At 46.4% G+C, this 17,132-nt stretch carries 15 protein-coding genes and 2 other annotated features; of the genes, 9 read left to right on the forward strand and 6 right to left on the reverse strand.

The features are described 5' to 3' along the window. Nucleotide 1: 1 nt before the first annotated feature. Nucleotides 2–883 carry a LysR family transcriptional regulator gene (locus BBR47_RS11500; protein ID WP_012685945.1) on the reverse strand — a complete coding sequence of 294 codons (882 nt, stop codon included), beginning with the start codon at nt 881–883 and terminating at the stop codon, nt 2–4. 134 nt (nt 884–1,017) lie between these two features. Here BBR47_RS11500 and BBR47_RS11505 point away from each other — a divergent pair, with 134 nt between their 5' ends. After that, nucleotides 1,018–2,235 carry an MDR family MFS transporter gene (locus BBR47_RS11505; protein ID WP_172801866.1) on the forward strand — a complete coding sequence of 406 codons (1,218 nt, stop codon included), beginning with the start codon at nt 1,018–1,020 and terminating at the stop codon, nt 2,233–2,235. 280 nt (nt 2,236–2,515) lie between these two features. On the opposite strand, the gene BBR47_RS11510 is transcribed toward BBR47_RS11505, so the two are convergent. After that, complete coding sequence (locus tag BBR47_RS11510; protein WP_012685948.1) at nt 2,516–3,904, reverse strand: amino acid permease; 1,389 nt, start codon at nt 3,902–3,904, stop codon at nt 2,516–2,518. A 566-nt stretch (nt 3,905–4,470) separates the two neighbouring features. Then, on the reverse strand, nt 4,471–5,892 hold the full coding sequence (locus tag BBR47_RS11515) for a sigma-54 interaction domain-containing protein (protein WP_041749376.1): 1,422 nt from the start codon (nt 5,890–5,892) through the stop codon (nt 4,471–4,473). A gap of 195 nt (nt 5,893–6,087) precedes the next feature. Between BBR47_RS11515 and BBR47_RS11520 the strand changes: the two genes are divergently transcribed. Both BBR47_RS11520 and BBR47_RS11525 read left to right on the forward strand, forming a co-directional pair. Then, a complete protein-coding gene (locus BBR47_RS11520; RefSeq protein ID WP_012685950.1) occupies nt 6,088–7,287 on the forward strand; it encodes an ornithine--oxo-acid transaminase in 1,200 nt (399 codons plus the stop codon). Between the two features lie 275 nt (nt 7,288–7,562). After that, nucleotides 7,563–7,700: a sporulation histidine kinase inhibitor Sda gene (locus tag BBR47_RS11525; protein ID WP_007725857.1), complete on the forward strand. Its 138-nt coding sequence runs from the start codon at nt 7,563–7,565 to the stop codon at nt 7,698–7,700. Nucleotides 7,701–7,776: 76 nt separating this feature from the next. Here BBR47_RS11525 and BBR47_RS11530 read toward each other — a convergent pair whose 3' ends face one another. After that, nucleotides 7,777–8,286, reverse strand: a complete 510-nt coding sequence (locus BBR47_RS11530) for a hypothetical protein (RefSeq protein WP_012685951.1) — start codon at nt 8,284–8,286, stop codon at nt 7,777–7,779. 284 nt (nt 8,287–8,570) lie between these two features. Here BBR47_RS11530 and BBR47_RS11535 point away from each other — a divergent pair, with 284 nt between their 5' ends. From BBR47_RS11535 to BBR47_RS11555, 5 genes are all read left to right on the forward strand, one after another. Next, nucleotides 8,571–10,097 carry an AbgT family transporter gene (locus tag BBR47_RS11535; RefSeq protein WP_041749377.1) on the forward strand — a complete coding sequence of 509 codons (1,527 nt, stop codon included), beginning with the start codon at nt 8,571–8,573 and terminating at the stop codon, nt 10,095–10,097. 132 nt (nt 10,098–10,229) lie between these two features. Continuing rightward, on the forward strand, nt 10,230–11,399 hold the full coding sequence (locus BBR47_RS11540; protein ID WP_012685953.1) for a MalY/PatB family protein: 1,170 nt from the start codon (nt 10,230–10,232) through the stop codon (nt 11,397–11,399). Between the two features lie 78 nt (nt 11,400–11,477). Beyond that, the gene (gene glsA / locus BBR47_RS11545; protein ID WP_012685954.1) at nt 11,478–12,410 is read left to right on the forward strand and encodes a glutaminase A; all 933 of its coding nucleotides are present in this window, start codon (nt 11,478–11,480) and stop codon (nt 12,408–12,410) included. 93 nt (nt 12,411–12,503) lie between these two features. Further along, nucleotides 12,504–12,785 (forward strand): YlaN family protein, encoded by a 282-nt coding sequence (locus tag BBR47_RS11550; protein WP_012685955.1) that lies wholly within the window; start codon nt 12,504–12,506, stop codon nt 12,783–12,785. Nucleotides 12,786–12,893: 108 nt separating this feature from the next. Then, nucleotides 12,894–13,134: a binding site (T-box leader), on the forward strand. A gap of 48 nt (nt 13,135–13,182) precedes the next feature. Continuing rightward, nucleotides 13,183–13,420, forward strand: a binding site (T-box leader). 63 nt (nt 13,421–13,483) lie between these two features. Next, on the forward strand, nt 13,484–14,818 hold the full coding sequence (locus BBR47_RS11555) for a sodium-dependent transporter (protein WP_012685956.1): 1,335 nt from the start codon (nt 13,484–13,486) through the stop codon (nt 14,816–14,818). Between the two features lie 57 nt (nt 14,819–14,875). Here BBR47_RS11555 and cax read toward each other — a convergent pair whose 3' ends face one another. Beyond that, on the reverse strand, nt 14,876–15,919 hold the full coding sequence (cax, locus tag BBR47_RS11560) for a calcium/proton exchanger (RefSeq protein ID WP_041749828.1): 1,044 nt from the start codon (nt 15,917–15,919) through the stop codon (nt 14,876–14,878). A 103-nt stretch (nt 15,920–16,022) separates the two neighbouring features. Between cax and BBR47_RS11565 the strand changes: the two genes are divergently transcribed. Then, nucleotides 16,023–16,283, forward strand: coding sequence for a hypothetical protein (locus BBR47_RS11565; RefSeq protein WP_012685958.1), 261 nt, complete (start codon nt 16,023–16,025; stop codon nt 16,281–16,283). A gap of 61 nt (nt 16,284–16,344) precedes the next feature. Here the strand turns inward: BBR47_RS11565 and sleB are convergent, their stop codons facing one another. Further along, entirely contained in the window at nt 16,345–17,130 is a 786-nt protein-coding gene (sleB, locus tag BBR47_RS11570; protein WP_012685959.1) for a spore cortex-lytic enzyme, read from the reverse strand. Between the last annotated feature and the right edge of the window lie 2 nt (nt 17,131–17,132).

Genomic DNA, 17,132 nt, shown 5'->3' on the forward strand with positions numbered 1-17,132 from the left:
GCTAGGTGGAATACCCTAATTCACTCATTAAACTCAGCCATTTTTCTACGCTGGGTTTATTTTTTTTGTCCTTCGGCAAGACGATGTACGCTGAGCGTTTGGGAGGCTTATTGCCTGTTATGATCAGTTCCTTCAAGGTACCAGCCGCAAGATCGGCTTTGACGGTAGAGCGCGTCAACAAGCTCACGCCGAGACCTTCTTTTATCAGATCGATGGCGAGCTCCGCTTTGTCTACAGTTAGCTTGGGTACATAATTACGCGGCAGTGTCTGTCTAATCCACTCGTTAAACGGAGGGCCCCAATTCATGTACAGCAACGGCAGATTGCGCAGCTCGCGCGAATTGACCTGTGTAGATGCGGCAATAGGGCTCTCTGGAGAGCACACTAGGACGATTTCATCATCCCACGTTGGAATGACGTCAAAGTTGGGTAAGGATGGGGGAACGTATACGATTCCGATTTGAATCACGTTGTCCAGCAAATACTGGATGACATCGGACGAGTGGCCTGTCTTTGTGCTGATCGCAATTTGTGGATACCGATAGTGGTACTCTTTCAAGATCGGCTCGAGGGTAGAAGTCCAGATCGCATTTAAGCTGCCGATTGATAAATAGTCTTCATAAGGCTGGAGTGAAGCAACTTCATTTAGAGCTTCATGGGACAGTTTGAGGATTCTCTCTGCATACGGTAATAGGGTTAAGCCCGCTTGCGTAATTTCAACACTTCTTTTATCACGAATGAAAAGAGGTTTGCCAACTTTTTCTTCCAGTTGCTTGATTCGCATTGTCACCGTAGACTGGACTAAGTGGAGCATTTCCGCAGCCTTGGTGAAATTTTTCGTTTGGGCCAATGTGTAGAAAGCGCGTAATTGTTCGAAGTCCATACAGTTGGAATCCCTCTTATCTAAATATTTGATTACCATATACAAAAATGTTCGTTTCCCAAATTATACCCTGTTCGCTAAGCTGGGGATATCCTTATTTCATGTGGGCTATCGGGAGAGCGAGGGGTATGGGAATGAAGTGGGAATGGTGGCGAGAAACGCCCTTTTCAGTGAAGCTCTTGTTAAGTACATCTTTTATGATGAATATGGGTTTTTATGCATTAATCCCCTATCTCACTTTGTATTTGACGGGCAGCATCGGCTGGACTCTGGCGATGGCAGGGATTGTCCTAAGTGTCAGACAGTTCTCCCAGCAAGGTCTTGCCTTTTTAGGTGGTGTGATCGCGGATGCCTTCGGATACAAAGGGGCGATGTTCCTCGGATTGGGCGTACGTGCCGTTGGTTTTGCGATGTTCGCTTTTTGTACCGAAACGTGGCACTTTTTTGTTGCCGCGATTCTTTCCGGTTTGGGTGGGGCGTTGTTTGAGCCTGCTTGCTCTGCTGCCTACGCCATTATTACACCTGAGGCCATTCGAAAAGAAGTATTCTCCCTTCGCAATGTGCTAGGCAATATTGCGGTTGTCGGTTCCCAAATCGTGGGGACAGCACTCTCGGCTATTGATTTTACGTACATCTCGCTGTTTGCAGGGGCCGTTTTCGGAGTGAATACCATCGTGATCTTCTTTTTCTTCCCACCGATTCGCGCCACGAATACACGGCATAGTATATGGGAAAGTATGTCTACGGTAGTGAAGGACAAGCTGTTTGTACGATATACCTTTATTTTGATGGGGTATTATTATTTGAATATGCAGGTGTTTTTAACGATTCCGCTGTTTGTTGAAAATGTTACACATAGCAAGGTGAATGTAGGGATCGTGCTTTCTGCGCTTTCGCTGTTTGTGATCTTATTTCAAATGAAAGTGACACAATTGCTGGAGGGTTATCCGCAAAGGCTTACCTTGATTGGCATCGGGACGTTGTTTATGAGTGTGGGACTATTTTTATTCACGTTTGCCGATTCATTGTGGCTCATTCTCTTGGATGTGTTCCTTTTTGCACTGGGTACCATGATTGCTGTTCCGAATCTGGTGGATGTCGTTCCCCGTTTTGCTCCCAAGGACTTGGTGGGCGCCTATTACGGCTTCAACGGGTATTCGATTGCCATCGGGGGTTCATTTGGACAGGTAGCGGGAGGATGGGTATACGATGTCGGGCTGCGTTTGCAAACGCCATGGCTGCCGTGGACCATTTGTTTGGTCATCGGGTTTTGGGTGGCCTGGATGCTGCATCGCATGGAACAACAAACCGGACAAATCGGGAATGATCTAAAGAAAATAGCTCGATCGTAAATATTTTTGGGCGAAATGAAACATTTTCCATCGTTCATACGTATATAACGATAGAGATGATTGGCGCAAGAAAGTGAGGGAATTTTTATGGAAGATATGAAAAAGCTTAAGCGCATGTTGCTGGTAACGAGTTCCCTTGGATTTGCAGTCTTTGCCATGGTAGTCGTTACGGAAATTGTCCGAATCTCATTGTAGCATTGCCAAGCCTAACGCATCGCATATAAAGCACGAAAAGCTTGCAGTCCCTTCTTGAAAGGGGGCTGCAAGCTTTTCTTTTGATTTACGCTTCGAGTTTCTTTTTAAAATGGAATTGATACACGCAGATCGCAATGATCATGAACGGAACCCCGCAGTACAAGGCGATGCGCTGTTCTGGATCGAATGCCAGACTCACGAGAACGAGCAAGTTCAAGATCAAGGAAATCAAAGGCAGTATAGGGTACAAAGGTGTACGGAACTTCAGATCCTCCAGCTTGCCTCCGTTTTTCAGGTAATGACGACGGAATGCGAGCTGCGAAGCGGAGATGGAGATCCATCCTACCTGTGCGCCGAGACCAGCGATAGACAACAGTACCATGAACACCGTATCTTCGGCAAAAATACCGGAGAGAAGAGACAAGAGAGCGATTGCAAACGTAATCAACAAAGCGTTCATCGGAATCCCTTTTCCATTTACAGCCCCAAGCTTTTTCGAAGCCATTCCTTCTTTGGACAGGGAGTAAAGCATACGAGTTGCTGCGTACAAACCAGAGTTGGCCACAGACAGAAGTGCTGTCAGGACAACGAAGTTCATAATGTCAGCTGCATAAGGAATCCCAATGCTGTCAAATACGACGACAAACGGACTTTCAATCACACCCGCCTGTTGGTGTGGAATCATCCCAGCCACAATGGCAATCGCCAGAATGAAGAACACGAGGGTACGCCAAACCGTCGTACGAATGGCCTTCGGAATCGTCTTCTCTGGATTCTCACTTTCTCCAGCCGCAATCCCGATTAGCTCGGTACCTTGGAAGGAGAAGTTCACGGTGATCATCGTCATCAGCAAGCCTGTAATTCCAAAGGGGAGAAGCGGGCTTTCTGTAAAATTGGTGAGCATTGGCGCAGGCTGACCGTTTTTCAGGTCAATGAAGCCAAACATCGCCGCTCCACCCAAGATGATGAACAAGATGATAGCGCTTACTTTAATGCTGGAAAACCAAAACTCAGATTCACCGAACGCACGAGCCGATAAAGCATTTAATAAGAAGAGCACTACACCGAAGATCGCACACCACATCCAAACAGGTGAGTCAGGGAACCAACGTTGCATCAGCAGTCCTGATGACAACAACTCTAAAGCAACAGTCACGGCCCAACCAAGCCAATACAACCAGCCTACACCAAACCCAAGTGATGGGCTAACAAAGCGAGTCATATATGTTTGGAACGAACCGGCCACTGGCATGGCAACTGTCAGCTCGCCCAGACATAGCATAGTCAGATACATGATAAAGCCGCCGACTAAATAGGAGAGAATGGCACCAACTGGTCCTGCCTGACTAATTGTATAACCTGATCCGAGGAATAACCCGGTTCCGATTACGCCGCCAAGAGAAATCATAAAGAGGTGTCTGCTGTTCATCGTGCGTTTCAATTGATTGTGCTGTTCCATGTTGCTTTGGGACATATAACCCTCTCCTTCACGCGAGTATGTTAAATGGATGTATGCGTTTTCAGCGCGATAGCCATATATGCTCTGCAAGAATGATACCAAATGAAATACTTTATGAAAATATTATTTTTGAGGGATTTGCTGGCAAAAAGCGCAAAAAGATTCGGCATGTAGATGCAAAATAATTAAAAAAACGCCAAATCTCTTGGCGTTTATTAAAAATGATAAGGGAAAACTTGGACTGAAAGAAAACATCTCAAGAGATGAACTTGCAAGTTTTTTAGTGCAAGTTTTTTAGAAGGTAACGATCAACCAATAAAGCTAGTGAGAAGAAAAAGCGCAGGGCTCGTAGACCTTGACAAAGCCTACCCAGTCGGAACTTCAAAAAGGGGACCACGCTTGTCGAACACTTCTTCCTGAGAAACGTCCGCCCGTAGGGTGGCTTTGGCTCGACGGTCCCCTTTTTGAAATGGAGACGAGCAGTGAGTCACCCTTGCGGGTGTGTCAGAGTCGAAGAGAACTGTGCTTTTTCTTCTCCTCCACCATGTTGACTCAAACCAGAACGTTTTTATTAATATGCTTTATCCCTTAATTCCCAGCTTACGTAAACGATATTGCAAGCTTTGACGACTGATTTGCAATTCCTTGGCTGCTCGTGAAATATTTCCGTTATAGCGTTCCACAACATGGTGAATATATGCTGTTTCAAATTCTTGCATCGTTTCCTTCAACGGCTTTCCTTCATCCAAAAATGGCAACGTGTGAGGGGAGGGTTGTTCGATTGTTACGGGAACGGCTGGCGTCCGACGCAGAAAGTGTAAGGGCAAGTGCTCATAACGTATGGTTGATTCGTCGTCAATCATCAGATTCATGGCCCCCTCGATCAAGTGCTGAAGTTCACGCACATTGCCAGGCCAGTCATGCTGGATAAAAAATTGCAGAACCTCGTCACTGATGCTTCGTACCTCCATTTGGAACAGCTCATTGTATTTTTCGATAAAATGGCTGACCAGCATCGGAATATCTTCTTTGCGATCCCGAAGCGGGGGAAGAAATAACGTGACCACTCCGAGACGATAGTACAGATCTTTTCGCAAATGCGAATTGGCGATGGCTTCAACAGGATCTTCATTGATAGCCGCAATGATCCGTACATCGATCGTTCGATCCTTTGTGTCACCAATACGTCTAATCGACTTCTCTTGCAGAGCACGCAACAATTTTGCCTGTAGAGGCATACTAAGCGAGTTGATTTCGTCGAGAAAGAGTGTTCCGCCTTCCGCTTGCTCAAACAATCCAGGTCGCTCTACTGCTCCGGTAAATGCTCCACGAGCCGTTCCAAACAAAAGCCCTTCAATCAGGCTATCTGGAAGCGCAGCGCAGTTTTGTGAAATAAGGGGACCAGATGCACGCAGACTGGCATTATGAATGCTTTGCACGAACAATTCTTTCCCGGCACCAGTTTCACCGACTACCAATACGGATGAGGAGGTGCGTGCTGCGCGTTTGGCATTCTCTATGACATCGAGAATAGGACCGCTTCTCCCGATAATGTGCTCGAATGTGTAGCGTGACCCGTTTTTTTGCAGCAGGTTTTCTCTGATCAATCGTTCCATTTTGGTAACATCATTTGCGATTTCCATCGCGCCGATGACCTTGCCATTTTCAATGATGGGGTACGTATTGTTGATGGTTGAAATTTCTTTTTGCTTGTCATTGAAATACGTTTGGCGTGTATTGCGAATGCTATTTCCGGTACGCAAGCAAGTGAGCAAGGTACTTTCCTGTCCAGAAGGGAACTGAAAAACCTCTGCCAAAGGTTTGTGCAAAACGTCTTGTCTGGTCATCAATTCCAGCTCTGTCATTTTGGAATTGTAGACAATCGTTGTCCCGTCCGAATCGATGACATGTACACCTTCATTCATTCTGTCCAAAATATGTTCATAAATGCGCAAGAGAGTGTCAGCAGAAGAATTATGCGTAGAAGACGACACTGTGGTCACCAGCCTTTCCTTATGAGGGTATCATAGCATAAAGGGAATGAGTGCAAAAACATTATGCACTGCAAAAGATTATGAATGCGAGATGCAAAATTATTTTGCTCATTAGATCGGATTGGACCGACTTTGTGGGGTTTTTTGTTTGGCATCGTTCTTGCTAGATAATTTTAGCAAGTGATCTTGAAGGAGGCTAACGACATGAGTAAAACAAACGTGGTTATTGAACAAACAGAAAAATTCGGTGCGCACAACTATCATCCGCTACCGATCGTTATTTCCAAAGCAGAAGGCGTATGGGTACACGATCCGGAGGGCAATAAATATCTGGATATGCTGAGTGCATATTCTGCGCTGAACCAAGGACATCGTCATCCACGTATCATCCAAGCTCTGAAAGATCAAGCAGATAAAGTAACGCTCACTTCCCGTGCTTTTTACAATGACCAACTGGGTGAATTCTACGAAAAACTCTCTGCCGTGACAGGAAAAGAAATGATCCTGCCAATGAACACGGGTGCTGAAGCAGTAGAGACGGCTCTCAAAGCAGTTCGTCGCTGGGCTTATGATGTGAAAAAAGTACCAGAAAACCAAGCAGAAATCATCGTTTGTGAAGGCAACTTCCATGGTCGTACTGTCACAGTGACTTCCTTCTCCTCTGCAGAAGAGTACAGACGCGGCTTTGGACCATTCACACCTGGTTTCAAAATCATTCCTTATGGCGATATCGAAGCGCTTAAGCAAGCGATTACACCGAATACAGCAGCATTCATGCTAGAGCCAATCCAAGGTGAAGCAGGGATCATCATTCCACAAGAGGGCTTCTTGAAGCAGGCACAAGAGGTATGTAAAGCAAACAATGTACTCTTGGTCAGCGATGAGATCCAAACAGGCTTTGGTCGTACAGGTAAAATGTTTGCCAGCGATTGGGAAAATGTAGTACCAGACATGTACATCATGGGGAAAGCTCTTGGTGGTGGCGTGTTCCCGATCTCCGCAGTAGCCGCAGATAAAGAAATCTTGAGCGTATTTGAGCCAGGCTCCCACGGTTCTACCTTTGGCGGAAATCCACTCGGATGTGCAGTTGCGGTTGCAGCTATGGATGTATTGGCTGACGAAGGTCTTGTACAGCGCTCCCTGGAAATGGGCGCATACTTCATGGAGAAATTGAAAGAAATCAATAACCCGATCATCAAGGAAATTCGCGGTCGCGGTCTGTTCATCGGCTTGGAGCTGACTACAGCAGCTCGTCCATATTGCGAAAAACTAAAAGAACTGGGACTCCTGTGCAAAGAAACACATGAGACAACCATTCGCTTTGCACCACCACTCGTTATCAGCAAAGAAGACTTGGATTGGGCAATTGATCGCATCAAGCAAGTTCTGCACGTGACAGAATAAAAGCAACAAGATAAGCCATCCTGTGTAGGGTGGCTTTTTTATGTGGGGTCATTATGACAGAATAGTCGCATCATTCGTTCGACAAATTTCGACTGACTGTGGATAAAAGGAACAAAACAATCCACAAAGGAAATGCTTGGATGCTTATGAGTTACGCACAATTTGCCCACATGTTACTAACAGGATGTCCACATTGCTTGTGGATATCCGAACGGTTGTTCGATACAAACCTATCTGGTACAATGGGCTCATATTAGAAATGGAGGTGAGCGAAGGTGAAATACTTAAGCGACCAAATGTTGATAGAAGTATATCATCGAGCTGTCGACCTTCAACTAGATGCAGCTTTTATCGAATTGCTTCGCGAAGAACTACAGCATCGGAATATCCGTATCACGCAGTTCAGCGCCTAAGAGCAAAATCATCACACATACGTAACATATGGCAAAAGCCATCCTCTTTTTTCGAAGGAGGATGGCTTTTGTTATCTTACGCTTGCTCCGTGATAAACTCAAAAGCAGTAATTCCTTTAATCGGTTCTTCTTTGGCAAGCAACACTTCCGGCAAATAAAAATACACAGGACCGTCCTCTTTAATAGGCCTGCCGTCTTTGGAGAATTGGAGGATGGCTCTTCTTGCCTCGGCAAGTGGAAGAACGACTGCTTCCTGATCCTCGCGGTGAAGGCGGACATGAGTCACCTCTGGCAGGGGCTCAGCATTTGTAATGAAGGGATCAAGACGGATTCCGTACTCGCCTTCGAGCACTTTACGCTCTTCGGCTAAGCTTTTTCTCTCAGAAGGAAGCGTAGCCCCTTCGCGCAACTCCTTATCCCACTGCGTTCCCGTGCCAGCCAAATACTTTGCTTGCGTAGCCAGTGAGCTATCATCTTCGCCAGCGTATGTTTTCAGATCGAATTTACGTTCATCAAAAACCCAAACGGTTGGATCCAATGTAATAGGGAAAGAAATCGCCCCTTTGAACACGATAACATCAGACATACGTCATTCCTCCGTGGTCATTCATAATCAATCTCTATATTACTATAGACTCGTAAATGACAGCAATTATCTAAAAAGCGAAAAATTCTTAAAATAGTCTAAAAATTATTGACATGCTTTTTATAGATTATATAATCATAAAAGCTGGGGGCAGATTGTGTACAAGCCTTTCCATTTTTGAAAGGGCTTTCATGAAAGCGTTAACGGCCACATCATTCATCCCGAGGATGGTTGCAAGGTCGCAAAAACATTCAGGGAATTCAAACGATTTAGGGGGCAAAACGATGGCGAAAGGCACGAATGTGCAAGCGGATCTGATGAAGCAAAAAGGTATCCTAAAGTGGATTGAAACGGTAGGGAATAAGCTCCCGCACCCATTTGTATTGTTCATTATTTTGTGTGGCGTATTGATGGTAGTCTCAGCAATCCTCGCAGCGATGGATTTTTCGGTCACACATCCTGCAAAAGGCGAAGAGGTTGCCGTTAAGAGCTTGCTTAGCGTCGAAGGTATTCACTGGATTTTAACGAGTATGCTGAAAAACTTTATTGAATTTCCAGCACTTGGTCTCGTTCTGGCGATGACGCTTGGAATTGGATTGGCAGAAAAAATCGGCCTTTTGACGACAGTTCTACGCAAAATGATGGCAGGCATTCCGGCAGCGGTTGTCAGTTATGCCATTGTCTTTGTCGGTATTTTAGGAAATCTTGCTTCTGATGCAGCCATGGTTATTATTCCTCCGCTTGGCGGTCTCGTGTTCTTGGCAATGGGGCGTCACCCGATTGCTGGCTTTGCAGCTGGTATGGCGGGTGTATCCTCCGGTTTTACAGCGAACTTTTTCATAGCCGGTACAGATGCTCTCTTGGCAGGGATCAGTACAGAAGTAGCGAAAACGATTGATCCAAATGCAATGGTTACACCGGTAGATAACTGGTTCTTCATGTCAGCTTCCGTTGTGATCCTTGCTTTCTTTGGAGGATGGATTACCGATAAAATAATCGAACCACGTCTTGGTACGTATCACGGAGATCGAAACGTACAATTCGAAAAAGTAACTCCGCAAGAAAACAAAGCACTTCGTAAAGCTGGCATCGCAGCGTTGATTTTCGTACTCATGGTAGGATTGCTGGTCATTCCAGAAGGTTCATTGCTGCGCGATCCAAAGACAGGAGACTTCTTGACCTCACCATTTTTGAAAGGGATCATTCCCATCATCCTGCTGTTCTTCGTGACTGTATCGTTCGTGTACGGTAGAGCAATGGGACTAATTAAAACATCGAAGGACATTCCGCATTACATGTCCGAAGCCATCAAGGATATGTCCGGCTTTATTGTGTTAGCGTTTACAGCAGCACAGTTCATCGCGTTCTTTAACTGGAGCAATATAGGGATTTTGATGGCTGTCAATGGTGCAGAATACATGACAAGCATGGGACTGACAGGCTTGCCAATCATTATTGCCTTCACACTTTTCACAGGTATCTGTAGCTTGTTTATCACGAGTGGTTCAGCGCTGTGGGCGATCCTGGCACCTGTATTCATGCCAATGCTGATGCTGTTGGATTACAATCCGGCATTTATCCAAGTCGCTTATCGGATTGCAGACTCTGCAACCAATACGATCTCACCTGTGAATCCGTACATCCCGCTCTTCCTGGCTTTCTATCAGAAGTACAATAAGAATGCAGGGATGGGAACGATTTTCTCTACCATGACGCCATTTGCGATCGTTTTCTTGGTTGTATGGATCTTGCAATTGACAGCATGGTACTTCCTGGATCTCCCGTTCGGTCCCGGTGTATACGCTCGCTAATAGATGCATGAATGAAGAGCCGAGAGCCACTTATCGAAGTGGCTCTTTTTCATTGGCAAGAGAGCTTGGACAATTGGAAAAAACGGTTTATGCTGTGTATGTAAGGGAAGGGACTACGGGGAGGGAACGAACGTGTACGATTTTGATCAGCGCATCGAACGCAGAGGGACAGATAGTGTCAAATGGGAGATTCAAAATCCAAAAGTGAACGGAGAAGGGATGCTTCCGCTGTGGGTGGCGGATATGGATTTTGCTTGCGCTCCTGAAATCACGAAGGCATTGATCAAACGAGCGAATCATCCGATATACGGATACACGTTGAAGTCCAATGCCTTTTATCAGAGCTTGAAAAAGTGGATACACAAGCGATTTGGTGTAGAGGTAGAAGTGAGCTGGATGACAGGGATACCTGGAGTCGTTCCCGGCATACATGTAGCGGTAGAGGCTTACACAGCCCCCGGAGATCGTGTCTTGATCCAGACACCTGTGTATCATCCTTTTTATCATGCAGTCGAAAACCGCGGACGTCATGTCGTTACCAGCCCACTCTTGGAACGTGACGGCCGTTATGAAATGAATTGGGATGATCTCGCACAAAAGCTGAGCGACCCGCGGGTGAAGCTCATGCTGCTTTGTACACCGCATAATCCGATCGGGCGAGTGTGGACCAGAGAAGAGCTGGAGCGCTTGGGAAGATTGTGTGTAGAAAATGGCGTCCTCGTGGTTGCCGACGAGATTCATTCAGATTTGGTCTATGAGTCAAATGTTCATACGCCTTACTATTCGCTAACACCGGAATTAGCCAACCAGAGCGTTACCTTTCTATCAGCTGCCAAGACATTTAATTTGGCTGGTCTTTACACTTCTTATTTGATGACAGAAAATCAGCAGTTATTGCGGAACTTTCAGGTCACAGCATCCAAAATGGGCTATGAGAACCTAAATTTGTTTGGGATGGAAGCAACGATTGCAGCCTACCAACATGGAGAAGCATGGCTGGAAGAACTGTTGATCTACTTACGGAAGAATGCAGCCTTTGTACATGAGTTTTTATCGACTCGTATTCCGGGGGTATCCATGGCAATTCCAGAAGCGACATACTTGGGATGGATGGATTTTAGACAGTTAGGATGTAATCAGGCGGAGTTGAACAAACTGATTCGCGAAGATGCAAAGCTCGGTTTGCACGATGGCACGACGTTTGGGCCAGATGGTGCAGGCTTCATGCGAATTAATTTTGCTTGCCCGAGATCGATTCTAGTCGAAGCGATGGAACGATTGGAGCACGCTGTTCATAAGTAGGGATCATTTGACATGTCCCATGTAGAAATCTACAATCGAATCTGTATACATCGACGTAATAGACTGAGGGGATTTTCAATGGATTTGAAACAAGCGTCCGATCAATTGGAGCAAATACGCAACCAATCACTTGAGTTTACATACATGGGGAGTGTAGCGTCCTATATCCCTGAATTGGCAAAAGTCGAACGACACCAATTAGGAGTAGCTGTATGCTTGCCCGATGGGACGATCCTTTCTGCTGGAGATGCAGAAGTGCCATTCTCGATGCAAAGCATCTCCAAGATTTTCTCTCTGATCGTCGCCTTATGCCAAAACGGGAAGGACTACGTGTTTCGGCATGTGGGGAAAGAACCAACGGGAGACCCGTTTAATTCGATTATAAAACTGGAGACGACCGAATCTCATAAACCACTGAACCCGATGATCAATGCAGGGGCCATTGCCGTTGCGGGCATGATTCGTGGTGCCAACGTGGACGAGCGGCTAGATGCTGTGCTGGCTTTAATGCGGAAAATGACGGGGAATCCTCATCTTTCTATCAATCAAGCTGTTTATTGTTCTGAAAAGAAAACGGCTGATCGAAATCGTGCCCTCGCTTGGTTTCTAAAGGACAGTGGCATACTGGAAACGGATGTAGAAGAGACGCTTGATCTGTATTTTCGCCATTGCTCGATAGAGGTGACAGCGAAGGATGTAGCTACACTAGGGATGGTGCTTGCAGCAGACGGAATTCTCGTGAATACGGGTGAGCGAGTGATCCCAGAAGAGGTAGCGCGAATCTGCAAGACTTTCATGGTGACTTGTGGGATGTACAATGCCTCTGGTGAGTTTGCGATTGATGTAGGAATTCCCGCGAAAAGTGGCGTTGCTGGCGGTATTATGGCAACCGTACCACAGCGTATGGGGATTGGTGTGTTCGGTCCGTCCCTGGATGAAAAAGGAAATTCAGTAGCCGGTGTCAAGCTGTTGGAGCTGCTCTCAAAAGAGTGGAAGCTTGGTATCTTTTAGCTTCTTGCAGTTGATCTGTCTTCTCCCCTTTTCAAATGGCCCAGAATCGCGTACTATGTATGATAAGGATGGAGGCAAACGGAGGGATAGGTTTTGACAGAAATTAAGGTTCCCGATCTGGAACAAAAAGCGCTAGCGTTGCTTCAAGCAGACGCCGACAAAATTTACAAGCTGATCGACGTACAGATGGAAAACCTGACCATGCCGCAGTGCCCACTGTATGAAGAAGTGCTGGATACCCAAATGTTCGGGCTTTCTCGTGAAGTAGAGTATGCGGTCCGCTTAGGACTGATTAGCGACGACATTGGTCGAGAAATTATGGGTTCATTGGAGCGTAAATTGGCCCATCTTCATGAACTGTTTAATCAAAGGTAAGGCGAGGAGAGCGGCGATTATCCTCGCTTTTCATTTTATTGAGAGAAAAAACACTTGCCTATTTCGTGTATTTATATTAAATTAAAGTCTATAATTTTTTATTGATTTTGAAATGCGATGACGGAGACTAGTATGCGGAATCACCGCTTGTCAGGGAGAAGCTGCCTTAGACTGAAAGCAGCTTTGAAGCGCGCCCCGTAGAATTCCCTCCTGAGCAGCCCTCTTAATGGCAGTTTGCCTAGTAGGAGGAATCGGGTCATTCCCGTTATCAATGATGGAGAGAAGTGCGTAGGGAATCTGTATCCTGTGCACTTAATCAGGGTGGTACCGCGAATAACTCGTCCCTTTTTTGGACGGGTTTTTTTTATTTCGGAAAAGCCCAACAACTGAATCATAGAAATAAGCAAGGAAAGAGACTAGTAAACGGACCTGCTGCATGACAGGGAAGGCTGCCATAGACTGAGAGCAGCCTGATGTAAGCCCCGTTGAATTCCCTCTTGAGCTGACCTCTGAACGCAGGCGCCGCCAGTAGGAGAGTCCGGGTCATACCCGTTATCAATGACGAAGCGAGGCATCGCCTATCAGGGATGTCTAAGTAGGGTGGTACCGCGAGAAATAAATAACTCGTCCCTTTTTGGGGCGGGTTTTTTTGTATCCATTTTTACGAATGAAAAGAAAATCTTTGGAGGGTGAAAATTATGAAACAAGCCGAACAATGGACGAGCAGGCTCGGCTTCATCTTGGCAGCAGCAGGCTCGGCGATTGGACTAGGGGCCATTTGGAAATTTCCATACATGGTCGGAACGAGCGGTGGAGGAGCGTTCTTTCTGCTATTCATTATCTTTACGCTAGCAATTGGTCTTCCACTGTTGTTAGGGGAATTCACAGTCGGACGTAGTACACAAAAAGAGGCGATCAGTGCGTATAAAACAATTGCGCCCGGCTCACTCTGGCATTGGATCGGTCGCCTTGGGGTGACCACTTGCTTCTTGCTCTTGTCCTTTTACAGTGTAGTGGGAGGATGGATTCTTACTTATCTTCTTCGCGGGTTTACTGGTCAATTGCAAGGGCCAGCGTATGACAAAGTGTTTGGTGACGTTATCGGTGATCCTGTTGGTGCAGTAGTTGCGCAGTTGGTTTTCATGCTCATTACCGCATGGGTAGTCGCGAGAGGCGTATCGAGTGGAATTGAGTCCGCCAACAAATACATGATGCCTGGTTTGTTCCTTTTATTCATGGTATTGATGGTTCGTTCCTTGACATTGGATGGAGCGATGGAGGGCGTTTCCTTCTTTCTGCGTCCTGATTTTACCAAGCTGAGTGCGCAATCGATCCTTTACGCATTGGGTCAATCCTTTTTCGCGCTGAGCGTCGGGGTGTCCGTCATGGTCACGTACAGCTCGTACCTTGCCAAAAACGAAAGTCTGGTTCGTTCTGCTGGATCGATTGTCAGTTTGAATCTGCTCGTATCGCTATTTGCCGGTTTGGCGATTTTTCCTGCCGTCTTCTCTCTTGGAGTAAAGCCAGAAGCAGGGCCGGGATTACTGTTTATCGTACTGCCTTCTGTGTTTGAAAAAATTGCCTTCGGTAACATTTTTCTGTTAATCTTTTTGGCTCTTTTCCTTTTTGCTACATTGACTTCGGCTTTTTCGATGCTGGAAATTATCGTTGCATCTCTTGCAAAAGGGGACGAAGCAAAGCGCAAGCGTCTTGCCTGGGTGATTGGTCTGCTGATTTTTATCGTTGGTGTTCCGTCGGCTTTGTCATTCGGTGTATGGAGCGAGGTTACGCTGTTCGGCAAATCTATCTTTGATGCGATGGACTTTTTGGTCAGTAATATCTTGATGCCGTTGGGAGCGTTGCTCATTGCGATCTTCGTCCCGCTGAAAATGAAGCGTGAGACTTTGATACACGAGCTGGGGGCGCATACTTCTCTGGGCAAACGCATGTTTATCATTTGGCTTCTCCTGATTAAATATGTAGCACCTATCGCGATTCTTGCCGTTTTCCTGCAAATGCTGGGTTTCTGGTAAAACAACGAAAGGCTTCGCCACTTTAAGATGGCGGAGCCTTTGTTTTGTTTCAGTGCCCTACGCGAAAAAAAAGACCGTACCCAAAATAATATACACGGTCAAAAGAAGGACGCCTTCAAACCAGTTCGTGGCGCCATCCCGTGTGATGGAAATCGTAATAAAGGTAGCAACTCCGATCGCAGCCAATTCAAAGGTAGAGAACACGATGTCCATCGGATTGCCTAGCAAGAGACTCATGATGACCAGAGTCGGGGCTACAAACAAGGCGATCTGCAAGCTGGAGCCGATCGCGATTTCGACTGCTGCGCCGATGCGTCCTTTTAATGCCAACAGCATGGCAGCACTGTGCTCTGCGGCATTCCCGATGATCGCAATGACAAAAGCCCCGACGAATAACTCCGACCACCCTAACGATTCGGAGACATGCTGTACGCCCTCTACCAGCCATTCCGACACAACTGCAACGAAAAAGGTAGAGACAGCAAGCATCAAGAGAGAGACACCCTTTGGCCATACCGCATCACTTTCTTGCGGCTCGATATCCGATAAAAAATCACTGTGTGTAATCATGGAAAAGATGAGCCACAAAATGTAGGCAATGATGAGCAGGCTGGCGATGACGATGCTGATGATCTCCACCTTGATCACTGGCAGATCGAACATGAAGACAGCCGGAATGAACAAGGCGACGATTGCGAGAGTCATCAACGAAGCATTGTGACTGGCGAGCCTACTATTGAAGGTTTGTTCCTTATACTTAAGACCACCCAATAACGTGCTCAAGCCAAGAACCAACAGCATATTTCCGATGATCGCACCTGTAATAGAGGCTTTGACCATATCGAACAAGCCTTCTTTCACCAGAAAAAAAGCAATAATAAGTTCTGCTGCATTTCCGAAGGTAGCGTTAAGAAAGCCCCCGATTCGGTCTCCAGCATAATGGGCGACGCTCTCAGTCGATTTTCCAAGCCAAGCCGCCAAAAAAATGATGGCCAGTGAAGCTGTGACGAATTGGAGCATTTCATTTCCAGAAAAATAGTGGGCGTAGACAGCTAATGCCATGCTCCCGCCTACTAATGAGAAAAAGAGTTTCAAGTTCATTTCATCACCTCTACGATTTTTACTCATCCCTAGAACCTCATAGGTATAGAGTTCCTGTTCTGGACAAAACTAACCATGAACTAGAAAAGTGAGGTGTTTTTTTATGACCCAGCCTTTGTTGTGCCCGACATGTAAATCGAATCGGATGAGGTTCACTGTCATTGAGCAGACCCCTCGCTATATAAGACTGGACCCACAGTCAGGCGAAGTCGTAGCAGAACTCCATCAAGAAGAGCTTGATATGTTTCACCAGCCGTACAAAGGTGAGCACTACATGATACAATGTGGAGTTTGCGGGACCACAGAACCGGAAGAGCGATTCGTCAAAATGGCCCAGCATATGCAAACACAACGTTCGAAATGAAAACTCGAAAAGGAAAACAGGCACGCAGTTTACGACTGTCGTGCCTGTTTTTTATGGAATGCTAGCGGCAAAAAATGTGTCTGCCGATCTTTTTGATTTGAGGGCGGCTCCAAATCCAACCGGATGTAGCTGTATCCGGGTTGAAATAATAAATAGCTCCGTCTGTTGGGTCCCAACCTTTGAGCGCGTCATTCACTGCTTTTTTTGCCTGCTCGTTCGGTGTTAGCCAAATCTGACCATCCGCCACAGCTGTAAAGGCCCGAGGTTCGAAGATAACGCCCGCTGGTGTATTGGGGAAGGACGCGTTTTTCGTCCGGTTTAGAATAACAGCCGCCACTGCGACTTGGCCAATGTATGGCTCTCCACGCGATTCTCCGTACACGGCATTCGCCATCAGACGCAGGTCGTTCTCCGATATTCCGGCTACGTGATACGTAGGTTTAGAAGGCGCAGAAGGCGTTGAAGGTGTAGAAGGCGTCGATGGTGCAGGGGTTGCGGTTTGTGGCACCCCGAGATCAGAAGCAGTGGGCTTATAATTTTTCGTTGCGTTGTACAGCTTTACTTTCGTCTGCGCGCCAAGGACACCGTCTATGGGTAAGCCAAACTCATACTGAAAGTTACGCAGCGCCCAATAAGAACGCCACCCGAATACGCCGTCTACTTTTCCCGTATAAAATCCAAGATGCTTCAAGCGATACTGCATCTCACGCACGTCTGAGCCTTCTTCTCCTACTTTAACGATCTGTTCACTGAATGCATCTGATCGTAAGGGAGATACCATAACCGCCGTTGTAACCAGAAGTGCGAATACTACTACAGCTAGCAGCCATTTGACAGGCTGTTTCATTT

Origin of the sequence: Brevibacillus brevis NBRC 100599 (genome assembly GCF_000010165.1) — a bacterium.
GTDB classification, from domain to species: domain Bacteria; phylum Bacillota; class Bacilli; order Brevibacillales; family Brevibacillaceae; genus Brevibacillus; species Brevibacillus brevis_D.

Coding starts and splice junctions, on each gene's coding strand:
- BBR47_RS11500 (WP_012685945.1), bottom strand. CDS start 883: ATGGACTTCGAACAATTACGCGCTTTCTACACATTGGCCCAAACGAAA.
- BBR47_RS11505 (WP_172801866.1), top strand. CDS start 1,018: ATGAAGTGGGAATGGTGGCGAGAAACGCCCTTTTCAGTGAAGCTCTTG.
- BBR47_RS11510 (WP_012685948.1), bottom strand. CDS start 3,904: ATGTCCCAAAGCAACATGGAACAGCACAATCAATTGAAACGCACGATG.
- BBR47_RS11520 (WP_012685950.1), top strand. CDS start 6,088: ATGAGTAAAACAAACGTGGTTATTGAACAAACAGAAAAATTCGGTGCG.
- BBR47_RS11530 (WP_012685951.1), bottom strand. CDS start 8,286: ATGTCTGATGTTATCGTGTTCAAAGGGGCGATTTCTTTCCCTATTACA.
- BBR47_RS11535 (WP_041749377.1), top strand. CDS start 8,571: ATGGCGAAAGGCACGAATGTGCAAGCGGATCTGATGAAGCAAAAAGGT.
- glsA (WP_012685954.1), top strand. CDS start 11,478: ATGGATTTGAAACAAGCGTCCGATCAATTGGAGCAAATACGCAACCAA.
- BBR47_RS11555 (WP_012685956.1), top strand. CDS start 13,484: ATGAAACAAGCCGAACAATGGACGAGCAGGCTCGGCTTCATCTTGGCA.
- cax (WP_041749828.1), bottom strand. CDS start 15,919: ATGAACTTGAAACTCTTTTTCTCATTAGTAGGCGGGAGCATGGCATTA.
- BBR47_RS11565 (WP_012685958.1), top strand. CDS start 16,023: ATGACCCAGCCTTTGTTGTGCCCGACATGTAAATCGAATCGGATGAGG.
- sleB (WP_012685959.1), bottom strand. CDS start 17,130: ATGAAACAGCCTGTCAAATGGCTGCTAGCTGTAGTAGTATTCGCACTT.